This window comes from Serratia proteamaculans (genome assembly GCF_013337185.1).
Classification (GTDB): Bacteria; Pseudomonadota; Gammaproteobacteria; order Enterobacterales; family Enterobacteriaceae; genus Serratia; species Serratia proteamaculans_D.
The window spans coordinates 502,088-516,018 of record NZ_SWDE01000002.1 but is presented as its reverse complement, the minus strand read 5'-3'; the positions used below and the strand labels follow the sequence as shown (position 1 = coordinate 516,018).

13 protein-coding genes are annotated in these 13,931 nt (G+C 56.6%); 10 read left to right on the top strand and 3 right to left on the bottom strand.

What is annotated here, in order from left to right; all coding sequences use genetic code 11:
- Nucleotides 1-2: 2 nt before the first annotated feature.
- The 10 genes from nuoE (at nucleotide 3) to nuoN (ending at nucleotide 12,063) form a co-directional block, all read left to right on the top strand.
- Complete coding sequence (nuoE, locus tag FCL49_RS12630; RefSeq protein ID WP_012146019.1) at nucleotides 3-554, top strand: NADH-quinone oxidoreductase subunit NuoE; 552 nt, start codon at nucleotides 3-5, stop codon at nucleotides 552-554.
- Complete coding sequence (gene nuoF, locus FCL49_RS12625) at nucleotides 551-1,903, top strand: NADH-quinone oxidoreductase subunit NuoF (RefSeq protein WP_174353864.1); 1,353 nt, start codon at nucleotides 551-553, stop codon at nucleotides 1,901-1,903. The genes nuoE and nuoF overlap by 4 nt, the downstream gene beginning before the upstream one ends.
- A 79-nt stretch (nucleotides 1,904-1,982) precedes the next feature.
- Nucleotides 1,983-4,721, top strand: a complete 2,739-nt coding sequence (gene nuoG / locus FCL49_RS12620; RefSeq protein ID WP_174353863.1) for an NADH-quinone oxidoreductase subunit NuoG — start codon at nucleotides 1,983-1,985, stop codon at nucleotides 4,719-4,721.
- Nucleotides 4,718-5,695: an NADH-quinone oxidoreductase subunit NuoH gene (nuoH, locus tag FCL49_RS12615; protein WP_135317339.1), complete on the top strand. Its 978-nt coding sequence runs from the start codon at nucleotides 4,718-4,720 to the stop codon at nucleotides 5,693-5,695. Before nuoG ends, nuoH begins: the two co-directional genes overlap by 4 nt.
- Nucleotides 5,696-5,709: 14 nt before the next feature.
- Nucleotides 5,710-6,252: an NADH-quinone oxidoreductase subunit NuoI gene (gene nuoI, locus FCL49_RS12610; RefSeq protein ID WP_004947256.1), complete on the top strand. Its 543-nt coding sequence runs from the start codon at nucleotides 5,710-5,712 to the stop codon at nucleotides 6,250-6,252.
- A gap of 13 nt (nucleotides 6,253-6,265) precedes the next feature.
- The gene (gene nuoJ, locus FCL49_RS12605) at nucleotides 6,266-6,826 is read left to right on the top strand and encodes an NADH-quinone oxidoreductase subunit J (RefSeq protein WP_174353862.1); all 561 of its coding nucleotides are present in this window, start codon (nucleotides 6,266-6,268) and stop codon (nucleotides 6,824-6,826) included.
- Nucleotides 6,823-7,125, top strand: a complete 303-nt coding sequence (gene nuoK / locus FCL49_RS12600) for an NADH-quinone oxidoreductase subunit NuoK (protein WP_012146014.1) — start codon at nucleotides 6,823-6,825, stop codon at nucleotides 7,123-7,125. Before nuoJ ends, nuoK begins: the two co-directional genes overlap by 4 nt.
- Nucleotides 7,122-8,969, top strand: coding sequence for an NADH-quinone oxidoreductase subunit L (gene nuoL / locus FCL49_RS12595; protein ID WP_135317337.1), 1,848 nt, complete (start codon nucleotides 7,122-7,124; stop codon nucleotides 8,967-8,969). Before nuoK ends, nuoL begins: the two co-directional genes overlap by 4 nt.
- A 100-nt stretch (nucleotides 8,970-9,069) precedes the next feature.
- Nucleotides 9,070-10,599 carry an NADH-quinone oxidoreductase subunit M gene (gene nuoM / locus FCL49_RS12590; RefSeq protein WP_174353861.1) on the top strand — a complete coding sequence of 510 codons (1,530 nt, stop codon included), beginning with the start codon at nucleotides 9,070-9,072 and terminating at the stop codon, nucleotides 10,597-10,599.
- Between the two features lie 6 nt (nucleotides 10,600-10,605).
- The gene (gene nuoN, locus FCL49_RS12585; protein ID WP_044552632.1) at nucleotides 10,606-12,063 is read left to right on the top strand and encodes an NADH-quinone oxidoreductase subunit NuoN; all 1,458 of its coding nucleotides are present in this window, start codon (nucleotides 10,606-10,608) and stop codon (nucleotides 12,061-12,063) included.
- Between the two features lie 61 nt (nucleotides 12,064-12,124).
- Here nuoN and FCL49_RS12580 read toward each other — a convergent pair whose 3' ends face one another.
- The 3 genes from FCL49_RS12580 to FCL49_RS12570 all read right to left on the bottom strand — a co-directional run bounded on the left by FCL49_RS12580 (nucleotide 12,125) and on the right by FCL49_RS12570 (nucleotide 13,800).
- Nucleotides 12,125-12,490 carry a helix-turn-helix domain-containing protein gene (locus tag FCL49_RS12580; protein ID WP_174353860.1) on the bottom strand — a complete coding sequence of 122 codons (366 nt, stop codon included), beginning with the start codon at nucleotides 12,488-12,490 and terminating at the stop codon, nucleotides 12,125-12,127.
- Nucleotides 12,491-12,529: 39 nt separating this feature from the next.
- Nucleotides 12,530-12,790: a type II toxin-antitoxin system RelE family toxin gene (locus FCL49_RS12575; protein WP_153860943.1), complete on the bottom strand. Its 261-nt coding sequence runs from the start codon at nucleotides 12,788-12,790 to the stop codon at nucleotides 12,530-12,532.
- A gap of 134 nt (nucleotides 12,791-12,924) precedes the next feature.
- On the bottom strand, nucleotides 12,925-13,800 hold the full coding sequence (locus FCL49_RS12570; RefSeq protein WP_174353859.1) for a LysR family transcriptional regulator: 876 nt from the start codon (nucleotides 13,798-13,800) through the stop codon (nucleotides 12,925-12,927).
- Nucleotides 13,801-13,931: the final 131 nt, after the last annotated feature.

Genomic DNA, 13,931 nt, shown 5'->3' with positions numbered 1-13,931 from the left:
CTATGCATGATCAAAAAGACAATCACGCGAATAACCAAGCGCTTGAACCTATCAATGCGGCCGCTCCCCAGAGCGGCGTTGATGCATTTGAGCTGAGTGCGGAAGAACGTGATGCGATCGAGCACGAAAAGCACCATTACGAGGATCCACGCGCCGCCTCCATTGAAGCACTGAAAATTGTGCAGAAGCAGCGCGGCTGGGTTCCGGATGGGGCGATTCATGCCATCGCGGAACTGCTGGGCATTCCTGCCAGCGACGTAGAAGGCGTGGCCACGTTCTACAGCCAGATTTTCCGTCAGCCAGTAGGGCGCCACGTGATCCGTTATTGTGACAGCGTTGTTTGTCACATAACCGGTTACCAGGGCATTCAGGCCGCCATTGAGAAGAAGCTGAGCATCAAACCGGGTCAAACCACCTTTGATGGCCGTTTCACTCTGCTGCCAACCTGCTGCCTGGGCAACTGCGATAAAGGGCCAACCATGATGATTGATGAGGACACTCACAGTCAGCTGAAGCCTGAAGATATCGAGACGCTACTGGAGCAGTATCAATGATTAAAGACATTGTGCGCACTCCCGAAATGCACCCGCTGACCTGGCGGCTGCGCGATGACAAACAGCCGGTCTGGCTGGATGAATACCGCAGCAAGAACGGCTATGCCGGTGCCGAAAAGGCCATCAAGGGCATGGCCCCGGACGAGATCGTCACCCTGGTGAAAGACGCCGGGCTGAAAGGTCGTGGTGGTGCAGGTTTCTCCACCGGTTTGAAGTGGAGCCTGATGCCGAAAGACGAATCCATGAACATCCGTTACCTGCTGTGTAATGCCGATGAAATGGAGCCGGGCACCTATAAAGACCGCTTGCTGATGGAGCAACTGCCGCACCTGTTGGTGGAAGGCATGCTGATCTCGGCGTTCGCGCTGAAGGCTTATCGCGGCTATATCTTCCTGCGCGGTGAGTACATCGAAGCTGCGGTGCATTTGCGCCGTGCGATCGCCGAAGCTACCGAAGCCGGTTATTTGGGCAAGAACATCATGGGCAGCGGCTTTGACTTCGAGCTGATTGTTCATACCGGTGCCGGTCGTTACATCTGTGGCGAAGAAACCGCCTTGATCAACTCGCTGGAAGGCCGCCGTGCCAACCCGCGTTCCAAGCCACCATTCCCGGCGTCCTCCGGCGTTTGGGGCAAGCCGACCTGCGTCAATAACGTAGAAACCCTGTGCAACGTTCCGGCGATCCTTGAAGGCGGCGTTGACTGGTACAAGGGGATCTCCGCCGGCAAGAGTAACGATGCCGGTACCAAACTGATGGGCTTCTCCGGCCGGGTGAAAAACCCAGGCGTTTGGGAGCTGCCGTTTGGCACCACCGCACGTGAAATTCTGGAAGATTACGCCGGTGGCATGCGTGACGGCCTGCGTTTCAAAGCCTGGCAGCCAGGCGGCGCGGGCACCGACTTCCTGACCGCCGATCACCTCGATCTGCCGATGGACTTCGAGAGCATCGGTAAAGCCGGCAGCCGTCTGGGTACCGCGCTGGCGATGGCAGTCGACCACGAGATTGGCATGGTTCCGCTGGTGCGCAACCTGGAAGAGTTTTTCTCTCGCGAGTCCTGCGGCTGGTGTACGCCATGCCGTGACGGTCTGCCGTGGAGCGTGAAGATCCTGCGTGCGCTGGAAAATGGCGAAGGGCAGCCGGGGGATATCGAAACCCTTGAGCAGCTGTGCCGTTCTCTCGGTCCGGGCAAAACCTTCTGCGCCCACGCGCCAGGTGCCGTAGAGCCACTGCAAAGCGCAATTAAATATTTCCGTGAAGAGTTCGAAGCGGGCATCAAAGTGAAGCACTTCAGCAACGCGCATGCGATTGGCGGTATTCAGGCCAATAATCTGCTGAAGCAACGCTGGTAAGCCGACTCGCCCCGACGACACGGCCAGAATTTTTGATTAACGCCTGCCGCAAGGCAGGCCACTTGGAAGCATGCTGACTATGGCTACGATTCATGTAGACGGCAAAGAATACGACGTAGATGGGGCCGACAACCTGCTGCAGGCTTGTCTCTCCCTCGGGCTCGATATTCCTTACTTTTGCTGGCATCCGGCGCTGGGAAGCGTCGGCGCTTGCCGCCAATGTGCGGTAAAGCAATACCAAAACGCGGAAGATACGCGTGGCCGTTTGGTGATGTCTTGTATGACACCGGCATCCGATGGAACCTTTATTTCCATCGACGATGGCGAAGCCAAACAGTTCCGAGAAAGCGTGGTTGAGTGGTTGATGACCAACCACCCGCACGACTGTCCGGTATGTGAAGAAGGCGGTAACTGTCACCTGCAGGATATGACAGTAATGACCGGCCACAGCTTCCGTAAATACCGTTTCAGTAAGCGTACTCACAACAATCAGGAGCTGGGGCCGTTTATCTCGCATGAGATGAACCGCTGTATCGCCTGTTACCGCTGTGTGCGCTACTACAAGGACTATGCGGACGGCACCGACTTCGGTGTTTACGGCGCGCACGACAACGTCTACTTCGGTCGTACCGAGAGCGGCACGCTGGAAAGCGAGTTCTCCGGTAACCTGGTGGAAGTGTGCCCGACCGGTGTGTTCACCGACAAAACCCACTCGGAGCGTTATAACCGTAAGTGGGACATGCAGTTTGCGCCAAGCATCTGCCAGCAGTGCAGCATCGGCTGTAACACCAGCCCGGGCGAGCGCTATGGCGAACTGCGTCGTATCGAAAACCGTTATAACGGCAGCGTGAACCATTACTTCCTGTGTGACCGCGGCCGCTTCGGTTATGGCTACGTAAACCAGAAAGATCGTCCGCGTCAGCCACAGCAACTGCGTGGCGACGACTGGATCACCCTGAACGCCGAGCAGGCGATGCAGGGCGCGGCGGACATTCTGCGTCAGGCGAAGAAAACCATCGGCATTGGCTCACCACGCGCCAGCCTGGAAAGTAACTTCGCACTGCGTGATTTGGTCGGTGCCGAAAACTTCTATACCGGTATCTCGCAGGCCGAACAGGGCCGTCTGGACCTGATGCTGAACGTGCTGCAAAACAGCGGCGTTCACACCCCTGCGCTGCGTGAAATCGAAGGTTACGACGCGGTGTTGGTGTTGGGTGAAGACTTGACCCAGACCGGCGCACGTATTGCCCTGTCGGTACGTCAGGCGGTGAAGGGCAAGGCTCGCGCCATGGCTGCGGCTCAGCGCGTTGCCGACTGGCAGATTGCTGCGGTGCAGAACATCGGCCAGCACGCCAAACACCCGCTGTTTGTCACCAACGTGGATAACACCCGTCTGGACGACATCGCGGCATGGAACTACCGCGCACCGGTGGATGAGCAGGCGCGCTTCGGCTTCGCTATCGCCCATGCGCTGGACAACGCGGCACCGGCAGTCAACGATTTGGCTGACGGCCTGAACAAGAAAGTCGACATCATCGTGCAGGCGCTGACCGACGCGCGTAAACCGCTGATTATCACCGGCAGCAACGCCGGTAGCGAAGCCATCATCGAAGCGGCGGCCAACATCGCCAAGGCGCTGAAGGATCGCGGTTCTGACGTCGGCATCACCTTCGTCGCCAGCGCTGCCAACAGCCTCGGTTTGTCGATGATCGGCGGCGGTTCGCTCGATCAGGCGTTGACCCTGTTGGAAAACGGCGAAGCCGACACGGCCATCGTGATGGAAAACGATCTCTACCGGCATGCGCCGGCGGCGAAAGTGGACGCTGCGCTGGCCAAGGTCAGCAACCTGATCGTGGTTGATCATCAGCGTACCGCCATCATGGATAAAGCCAACCTGATCCTGTCGGCGGCCAGCTTCGCGGAAAGCGACGGGACTCTGGTCAATCAGGAAGGCCGCGCCCAGCGCTTCTTCCAGGTTTACGATCCGGCGTACTACGACGATGCGAAGAAAGACGTTCACACCGTGATGCTGGAAAGCTGGCGTTGGATGCACTCGCTGCATTCCACCTATACCAGCCGCCACGTGGATTGGACGCAGCTTGATCATGTGATCGAAGCCTGTGTCACCGCGTTGCCGCAGTTGCAGGGGATCGTCGAGGCCGCACCGGACGCGAGCTTCCGTATCCGCGGTCAGAAACTGGCGCGTTCTCCAATTCGCTCCAGTGGCCGTACGGCGATGCGCGCCAATATCAGCGTGCATGAACCGCGTCAGCCGCAGGATAAAGACACCATGTTCGCCTTCTCAATGGAAGGGAACAACAGCCCGCTGGCCGACCGTCAGCAGATCCCATTCGCCTGGGCACCAGGCTGGAACTCACCGCAAGCATGGAACAAGTTCCAGGCCGAAGTGGGCGGCAAGCTGCGTCATGGCGATCCGGGTGTGCGTCTGATCGAAGCGGGGGAGGGCAAGCTGGGTTACTTCACCCAGGTGCCTGCCGCCTTTGGTCAGCAGCAAGGCTGGCGTGTCGCGCCGTATTACCACCTGTTCGGCAGTGATGAAATGTCACAGCGTTCCGGGGTGATTCAGCAGCGCATGCCGGAGGCCTATGTGATGGTCAATCCGACCGATGCTGCTGCGCTGGGCGTCAATGCCGGTGCGCTGGTGGAGTTCAGCTGTGCGGGCCAGACCTTGCGTCTGCCGGTGCGTCTGAGTGAAACCCTGACCCAGGGCCAGGTGGGCTTACCGCTCGGCTTGCCAGGGATCCCGCCGGTACTGGTGGGTGCAACGGTTGAAAATCTGCGGGAGGCGACACGATGAGCTGGTTTACCCCTGAGGTGATCGACATTCTGATCTCCATTCTTAAAGCGGTAGTGATCCTGCTGGTCGTAGTCACCTGTGGGGCATTCATGAGCTTCGGCGAACGCCGTTTGCTCGGTCTGTTCCAGAACCGTTATGGACCAAACCGTGTCGGCTGGGGTGGCTCGCTGCAGCTGGTCGCCGACATGATCAAAATGTTCTTCAAGGAAGACTGGGTACCGAAATTCTCCGACCGGGTGATCTTTACCCTGGCGCCGATGATCGCCTTTACTTCCCTGTTGCTGGCATTTGCCATCGTCCCGGTCAGTCCGACCTGGGCGGTGTCCGACCTCAACATCGGTATTTTGTTCTTCCTGATGATGGCCGGCCTGGCGGTATACGCCGTGCTGTTCGCCGGCTGGTCGAGCAACAACAAATACTCGCTGTTGGGGGCGATGCGTGCTTCTGCGCAAACCCTGAGCTACGAAGTGTTCATCGGCCTGTCGCTGATGGGTGTGGTAGCACAGGCGGACTCCTTCAACATGCAGGCGATCGTTGAATCTCAGGCGCATATGTGGAACGTCATCCCGCAATTCTTTGGTTTCATTACCTTTGCGATTGCCGGCGTGGCGGTGTGTCACCGTCACCCGTTTGACCAACCGGAAGCCGAGCAGGAACTGGCTGACGGTTACCACATTGAATATTCCGGCATGAAGTTCGGGCTGTTCTTTGTGGGTGAATACATAGGTATCGTCACCGTTTCTGCCCTGATTGTGACGTTGTTCTTCGGTGGCTGGCAGGGGCCTTTCCTACCGCCATTCGTCTGGTTCGCGCTGAAAACGGCTTTCTTCATGATGATGTTCATTCTGATTCGTGCTGCTCTGCCACGTCCGCGCTATGACCAGGTGATGTCCTTCGGCTGGAAAGTCTGTCTGCCGTTGACGCTACTGAATCTGCTGGCGACTGCCGCAGTCATTTTGTACAACGCTCAATAAGGGGTGAATAAACCATGACATTGAAAGAGTTATTGGTTGGTTTCGGCACCCAGGTGCGCAGCATTTGGATGATAGGCCTGCACGCCTTCGCCAAGCGCGAAACCCAGATGTATCCGGAAGAACCGGTTTACCTGCCGCCGCGCTACCGTGGCCGCATCGTGCTGACGCGCGATCCGGACGGCGAAGAGCGCTGCGTGGCTTGTAACCTGTGTGCGGTTGCCTGCCCGGTGGGCTGTATCTCGCTGCAAAAAGCAGAACAGAAAGATGGCCGTTGGTATCCGGAGTTCTTCCGCATCAACTTCTCGCGCTGCATTTTCTGCGGCCTGTGCGAAGAAGCTTGCCCAACTACCGCGATTCAGCTGACGCCGGATTTCGAAATGGGTGAGTTCAAGCGCCAGGATCTGGTGTACGAAAAAGAAGATCTGTTGATCTCGGGGCCGGGTAAATATCCGGAATATAACTTCTACCGGATGGCCGGTATGGCGATTGACGGCAAAGCCAAGGGCGAAGCCGAAAACGAAGCCAAACCGATCGACGTCAAAGGTCTGTTGCCTTAAGGAGCCAGCAAGCATGGAAATTGCCTTTTATCTGGCAGGTTTTATTGCGGTGATCGCGACAATTCGTGTGATCTCGCATACCAATCCTGTGCATGCGTTGCTGTATCTGATCGTCTCGTTACTGGCGATCTCTGCAGTCTTTTTCTCACTCGGTGCCTACTTCGCTGCGGCATTGGAAATCATCGTCTACGCCGGTGCCATCATGGTGCTGTTCGTGTTCGTGGTAATGATGTTGAACCTCGGCAACGCGGTGCAGCAACAAGAGCGCGATTGGCTCAAACCGTCGGTGTGGATCGGCCCAGGCATCTTGTCGCTGGCGCTGTTGGTGGTGCTGATTGTCGCTATTCGCAGCGTGTCCGATCAGGGCATCAGCGGTGAGATGGTTGACGCTAAAGCGGTGGGGATCAGCCTGTTTGGTCCTTACGTTCTGGCGGTTGAGCTGGCTTCAATGCTGCTGTTGGCAGGTCTGGTTGTTGCCTTCCACATTGGCCGTGAGCACAAACCGGGTGAGGTGTTGAGCAACGCCCCGGCCAGTAGCGAAATGGCGAGAAGAAAATCGGAGGAGCAAGCATGATCCCTCTTCAACATGGCCTGATCCTGGCGGCAATTCTGTTCGTCCTGGGTCTGACCGGGTTGCTGGTGCGTCGCAATCTGCTGTTTATGCTGATCAGTCTGGAAGTGATGATCAACGCCGCGGCACTGGCGTTTATCGTGGCGGGCAGCTATTGGGGCCAACCGGACGGGCAGGTGATGTATATCCTGGCGATCAGCCTGGCAGCCGCCGAGGCCAGTATTGGTCTGGCATTGCTGCTGCAGCTTTACCGTCGTCGTCATACCCTGAATATTGATACTGTCAGTGAGATGCGCGGATGAACCTATTATATTTAACTATTCTGCTACCGCTGATCGGGTTCCTGCTGTTGGCCTTCTCCCGAGGCCGCTGGTCTGAGAACACCTCGGCAATCGTCGGCGTAGGCTCTATCGGCCTGGCTGCTTTGGTCACGGTTCATGTGGGTATGGATTTCTTCGCCCAGAAAGCCACTGGCGTGCAGCTGTTTGAGCAAAGCCTGTGGAACTGGATGAGCGTCGGTAATTTCAATATCGGTGTGACCCTGACGCTGGACGGCCTGTCGTTGACCATGCTGTCAGTGGTGACCGGCGTGGGCTTCTTCATCCACATGTTCGCTTCCTGGTACATGCGCGGTGAAGAGGGCTACTCACGCTTCTTCGCTTACACCAACCTGTTTATCGCCAGCATGGTGGTATTGGTACTGGCAGACAACCTGTTGCTGCTGTATCTGGGTTGGGAAGGTGTGGGCCTGTGCAGCTACCTGTTGATCGGCTTCTATTACAAGGATCCGGCCAACGGTGCGGCGGCGATGAAAGCCTTCATCGTGACTCGCGTCGGTGACGTGTTCCTGGCATTTGCGCTGTTCATCCTCTACAACGAGTTGGGCACGCTGAACATCCGCGAACTGATGATCCTGGCACCGCAAAAACTGGCGATTGGCGATACGGCGATCACCTGGGCTACGTTGATGTTGCTGGGTGGTGCGGTCGGTAAATCGGCGCAGTTGCCGTTGCAGACCTGGCTGGCAGATGCGATGGCGGGTCCAACCCCGGTTTCTGCATTGATCCACGCTGCAACCATGGTGACCGCGGGCGTTTACCTGATTGCCCGTACTCACGGCCTGTTCCTGATGGCGCCGGAAGTGCTGCATCTGGTGGGCATTATCGGGGCAGTGACCCTGGTGCTGGCCGGCTTTGCCGCGCTGGTGCAGACCGATATCAAGCGCGTGCTTGCCTACTCCACCATGAGCCAGATTGGTTACATGTTCCTGGCGTTGGGCGTGCAGGCGTGGGATGCGGCTATCTTCCACCTGATGACCCATGCGTTCTTCAAGGCGCTGCTGTTCCTCTCCTCCGGTTCGGTGATCCTGGCCTGCCATCACGAGCAGAACATCTTCAAGATGGGCGGCCTGCGCAAGAGCATCCCGCTGGTTTACGTCTGCTTCCTGGTGGGTGGCGCTGCGCTGTCGGCATTGCCGCTGATCACCGCCGGCTTCTTCAGTAAGGATGAGATCCTGGCCGGTGCGATGGCTAATGGTCACATCAACCTGATGATTGCCGGTCTGGTCGGTGCGTTCATGACCTCGCTGTACACCTTCCGTATGATTTTCATCGTGTTCCATGGCGAAGAGAAAATCAAAGCGCATGCCGGTAAAGGCATTACTCACCACCTGCCGCTGTTGGTTCTGCTGGTGCTGTCCACCTTCGTTGGCGCGATGATCGTTCCGCCACTGCAGGGCGTACTGCCAGACACCACCGAGCTGGCGCACGGTAGCGTGCTGCAACTGGAGATTACCTCCGGCGTAGTGGCTATTGTCGGCATCCTGCTGGCGGCGGCGCTGTGGCTGGGCAAACGTAGCCTGGTGACCCGCATTGCCAATAGCGCACCGGGGCGTTTCTTCTCGACCTGGTGGTTCCATGCCTGGGGCTTCGACTGGCTGTACGACAAAGTGTTCGTCAAGCCGTACCTGGGTATTGCGAAGTTGCTGCAGCGTGATCCGCTGAACTCGATGATGAACCTGCCGGCCATCTTCTCCCGCTGGGGGAACCGAGGTCTGACAGTGAGCGAGAACGGTCAGGTGCGTTGGTATATAGCGTCTATGGGTGTGGGTGCAGTGGTCGTATTGGCTCTGTTGATTCTGGTTTAATTGAATAATTTAAACAGACGCATTTTTCGGGCGTAGCGCCCTGCAGGGCAGGCGCTACGTACAAAGTTTGAAATTATTCGTATAAGGGACACAAAACGCCATGCTATTACCTTGGCTAATTCTTATCCCCTTTATTGGCGGTCTGCTGTGCTGGCAGTTTGAGCGCTTCGGTACTAAGGTGCCGCGCTGGATTGCGTTGATCGCAATGGGGCTGACATTGGCGCTTTCTCTGTATCTGTGGATGCAGGGTGGCTACACATTGACTACGCCGAAAGGCATTCCGCAGTGGCAGTCTGAATTCCTGCTGCCGTGGATCCCACGCTTTGGTATTTCCATCCACCTGGCGCTGGACGGCCTGTCACTGCTGATGGTGGTGCTGACCGGCCTGCTGGGCGTGCTGGCTATTCTCTGTTCCTGGCGTGAAATCCAGAAATACCAGGGCTTCTTCCACCTGAACCTGCTGTGGATCCTGGGTGGGGTAATCGGCGTGTTCCTCGCCATCGACATGTTCCTGTTCTTCTTCTTCTGGGAAATGATGTTGGTGCCGATGTACTTCCTGATTGCACTCTGGGGTCACAAGGCGTCGGACGGGAAGACCCGTATCACTGCGGCTACCAAGTTCTTCATCTATACCCAGGCCAGCGGTCTGGTGATGTTGATTGCCATTATGGGCCTGGTGTTCGTGCACTATAACGCGACCGGCGTGTGGACCTTCGATTACGAAGACCTGCTGCAGACGCCAATGTCCCATAACGTGCAATACCTGTTGATGCTGGGCTTCTTCATCGCCTTTGCGGTGAAAATGCCGGTGGTGCCATTGCATGGCTGGTTGCCGGATGCGCATAGCCAGGCACCAACCGCAGGTTCTGTTGACCTGGCGGGGATCTTGCTGAAAACCGCGGCCTACGGCATGTTGCGTTTCAGCCTGCCACTGTTCCCGGAAGCGTCGCACGAGTTTGCGCCAATCGCCATGTGGCTGGGTGTGGTCGGTATCTTCTACGGTGCCTGGATGGCGTTTGCGCAGACCGACATCAAGCGTCTGATTGCTTACACCTCGGTTTCCCATATGGGCTTCGTGCTGATCGCCATCTACACCGGCAGCCAACTGGCTTACCAGGGCGCGGTGATCCAGATGATTGCACACGGTCTTTCTGCGGCCGGTATGTTCATCATCTGTGGCCAGCTGTACGAACGTCTGCATACCCGTGACATGCGTGAAATGGGCGGCCTGTGGGGGCGTATCAAATACATCCCTGCGCTGTCGCTGTTCTTCGCAGTGGCGACCCTGGGGATGCCGGGTACCGGTAACTTCGTCGGTGAATTCATGATCCTGTTCGGCAGCTATCAGGTTGTGCCGGTGATCACCGTGATTTCTACCTTCGGTCTGGTGTTTGCTTCGGTTTACTCGTTGATCATGATGCAGCGCGCCTATTACGGCAAAGCCAAGTCTGACCAACCGTTGCCGGGCATGACCGCGCGTGAGCTGTTTATCGTTCTGCTGCTGGTGGTGTTGCTGGTTCTGCTGGGGGTTTACCCACAGCCGATTCTGGATACTTCCAATGCGGCGATGAGCAACGTGCAACACTGGTTTGGTTCGTCAGTTTCAGCAATTTCAACAACAAGGCCGTAATTCGCCATGACAATAACTCCTCAACAACTGATCGCATTGTTACCACTGTTGATCGTCGGATTGACGGTGGTGGTTGTGATGCTAGGCATTGCGTGGCGACGCGACCACTTTATCAACGCCACCCTGACCGTGATCGGTCTAAACCTGGCGCTGCTTTCGCTGTACTTTGTCGGCCAGGCAGGCCCAATGGACGTCACCCCGCTGCTGCGGGTTGACGGCTACTCGATGTTCTATACCGGGCTGGTGATACTGGCTAGTCTGGCGACCTGTACCTTTGCCTATCCTTGGCTGGTCGGTTACCCGGACAACCGCGAAGAGTTCTACCTGCTGGTGCTGATTGCGACCCTGGGTGGCATTCTGCTGGCGAGCGCCAACCACCTGGCGTCGTTGTTCCTCGGTATTGAACTGATCTCGCTGCCGCTGTTCGGTCTGGTGGGTTATGCCTACCGCCAGAAGCGTCCGCTGGAAGCGGCTATCAAGTACATGTTGCTGTCCGCTGCCGCGTCGTCGTTCCTGCTGTTTGGTATGGCGCTGCTGTATGCCGAGTCCGGTGACCTGTCACTGGCCGGCCTGGGCAAAAGCCTGCAAGAAAACATGATGCACCAGCCGCTGATCCTGGCGGGTATGGGCATGATGATTGTTGGTCTGGGCTTCAAACTGTCGCTGGTGCCGTTCCAACTGTGGACGCCGGATGTGTATCAGGGTGCGCCTGCGCCGGTTTCAACCTTCCTGGCGACCGCCAGCAAGATTGCGATCTTCGCCGTGGTGATGCGTTTGTTCCTGTATGCACCGGCCGCCGACAACGAAGCGCTGCGTATGGTGCTGTCGATCATTGCCGTCTGCTCAATTTTGTTCGGCAACCTGATGGCCATCAGCCAAACCAACATCAAGCGTCTGCTGGGTTACTCGTCGATCGCTCACCTGGGTTATCTGCTGGTGGCATTGATTGCGGTGCAAACCCATCAGCTGTCGTTGGAAACCGCCGGGGTTTACCTGGCCGGTTACCTGTTCAGCAGCCTGGGCGCGTTTGGCGTAGTCAGCCTGATGTCCAGCCCGTACCGTGGCCCGGACGCCGATTCACTGTTCTCCTACCGTGGTCTGTTCTGGCATAAGCCAATTCTGTCCGCAGTAATGACGGTGATGATGCTGTCACTGGCCGGTATCCCGATGACCCTGGGCTTTATCGGTAAGTTCTTTGTTATCGCGATGGGCGTCAGTGCTCACCTGTGGTGGTTGACCGGTGCAGTGGTGCTGGGCAGCGCCATCGGTTTGTACTACTACCTGCGCGTGACCGTCAGCCTGTTCCTCAGTGCGCCGGAAGCGTTGCAGCGCGATACCCCGAACAACTGGGCGTTGACCGCAGGCGGTGTGGTAGTGTTGATCTCTGCCGCGTTGGTGCTGCTGTTGGGTGTTTATCCGCAGCCGCTGATTACGCTGGTACAGATGGCACAGCCGATGTTCTGATTGGCATCAAGGCAGTAAAAAAGGTCGCTTAGCGACCTTTTTTTATGGTGCGGGTGGCAGATTAGAGCGTCATCTGCGCTGGGCGACATTGGTATAATTCTGCCAACTTTTCCCGGGTTTTTTTTTGCGGTTTAGAGTCGATGGCTTCCCACTGAGAAACGGCAGATTGGGTAGTGCCCAGTTTTGTCGCCACATCGTACTGCGAGAGGCCGCGGAAAACTCGCCATGCGGCTATCAGGCTGATGTTCTGATCCAACATGATAGAGACCACTTCGTGAGGAACTGTTTCATCATCGTGCGCATCGATATTATAGGGAACAGACTTATATTCATCTTGCCGGCCTACCAGCTTTTTATATTCATCGAGAGGCAGTACCACATACAGGGGTCTGCCTGATTCATCATGGATATACTGTAACTTCGCCATCTGGCATACCTCGGGTTATAAATTTCGGCTCAATGCGGCTCAGTAAGTTGTCGACGTTCTGCGTTTCACTTGTTGGATCAGACAGACAACGGGTTCATCATCCGTCATCTCAAAAATAATGCGATAGCTGCCGACCCGCAGGCGGAATTGACTATCAGCTCCATGCAATTTTTTGATATCCAGCCTGACGGCAGGAAAAGCGCCTAACAGCCCAACCTTGTCTTTGATGGCTGAGCGATCCTGTGGAGGTAGCGTCATCAATTGCTTAAGTGCTCTGCGCGACCAATTAACCTTTGCCATCATTCCCTCGGCTATGGGAGCACGTCCTGTGCGTTAATTAGATAATAAGATTTTTATCTAATTATGGCAATGTGTAGAAATGAAATTATAGGAAAGGGGCCTGGCGCATATCCCAGCCCCTTGAGTCGGTGAGATCAACCGGGATTGTTTTGAAACGAGGTTTCCAGCGCCTGTACGACGGCGCGTACCCGTGCGGCACGCTGCAGATCGGGGTGTAGCACCAGCCAGATATCTACCCAGTCTTTGTTTTCCGGGAAAATGCGTACCAGATCCGGATCCTTGTCCGCCAGGAAGGAGGACAGCAGGCCGATGCCCAATCCGTTACGCGTTGCCGAGCGCAACAGCAACTGTGAATTGCACTGCAAAACTACGTTGGGGTCGATCAGCGCTTCGCCACAAAAGTCGTTCCAGTGGCGGGGCACCAACTCACGTGGGAACATCAGCAGATCATGGCCACGCAGGTGGTCACCCTTGGTCGGCAGTCCGTGTTTGTCGAGATAGTCCTGAGTGGCATACAGCCCCATTTCGATGGTTGCCATACGTTTGATAATCAGCTCATCGGACTCGGGCCGTGCGCCACGGATCGCCAGATCTGCCCCGCGGTAAGAAATATCAGAGATATTCACCGCCGTCAGCATAGTGACGGTGATTAGCGGGTGTTGCTCCCGCAGCGCTTTCAAGGCCGGAATGACAAAGGCCTCGGCCATGGTGTCGGTGGTGGCAATGCGCACGTTACCGCACAGGCTGTCATCTCCGCTGGTGGCTTTGCGGCCAATCGCCTGCACGGCATTTTCCATATTCATCACGTCCGCCAGCATTTCCTCACCCAAAGGGCTGAGGGAGAATGATTTTGGCGTGCGGATAAACAGCTTGGACCCCAGGCTTTCTTCAAAAGCGGTAATGCGCCGTCCGACGGTGGCCTGGTCGACGTGTAGTTCATTGGCGGCCTTTCGTAAAGTGCCGCAGCGGGCTACTGCCAGGAAGAAGCGTGCGTCATCCCAATTCATCATGCCATTTCCTTTGTGCAGGCTTATCGGCCTTGTCGGTGTTTATTCTTGCGCAACCTTACGGGCACAGGTTCAGGCGACAAGTCAGGGCTGGTATCATAATTATTTATTATGTTTCAGGATATGAATAAATG

Bases quoted from the DNA above. Each gene is read 5' to 3' on its own strand.
- FCL49_RS12580 (WP_174353860.1), bottom strand. From the start codon at position 12,490: ATGGCGAAGTTACAGTATATCCATGATGAATCAGGCAGACCCCTGTAT.
- nuoE (WP_012146019.1), top strand. From the start codon at position 3: ATGCATGATCAAAAAGACAATCACGCGAATAACCAAGCGCTTGAACCT.
- nuoG (WP_174353863.1), top strand. From the start codon at position 1,983: ATGGCTACGATTCATGTAGACGGCAAAGAATACGACGTAGATGGGGCC.
- nuoL (WP_135317337.1), top strand. From the start codon at position 7,122: ATGAACCTATTATATTTAACTATTCTGCTACCGCTGATCGGGTTCCTG.
- nuoM (WP_174353861.1), top strand. From the start codon at position 9,070: ATGCTATTACCTTGGCTAATTCTTATCCCCTTTATTGGCGGTCTGCTG.
- nuoF (WP_174353864.1), top strand. From the start codon at position 551: ATGATTAAAGACATTGTGCGCACTCCCGAAATGCACCCGCTGACCTGG.
- nuoH (WP_135317339.1), top strand. From the start codon at position 4,718: ATGAGCTGGTTTACCCCTGAGGTGATCGACATTCTGATCTCCATTCTT.
- nuoJ (WP_174353862.1), top strand. From the start codon at position 6,266: ATGGAAATTGCCTTTTATCTGGCAGGTTTTATTGCGGTGATCGCGACA.
- FCL49_RS12575 (WP_153860943.1), bottom strand. From the start codon at position 12,790: ATGGCAAAGGTTAATTGGTCGCGCAGAGCACTTAAGCAATTGATGACG.
- nuoN (WP_044552632.1), top strand. From the start codon at position 10,606: ATGACAATAACTCCTCAACAACTGATCGCATTGTTACCACTGTTGATC.
- FCL49_RS12570 (WP_174353859.1), bottom strand. From the start codon at position 13,800: ATGATGAATTGGGATGACGCACGCTTCTTCCTGGCAGTAGCCCGCTGC.
- nuoK (WP_012146014.1), top strand. From the start codon at position 6,823: ATGATCCCTCTTCAACATGGCCTGATCCTGGCGGCAATTCTGTTCGTC.
- nuoI (WP_004947256.1), top strand. From the start codon at position 5,710: ATGACATTGAAAGAGTTATTGGTTGGTTTCGGCACCCAGGTGCGCAGC.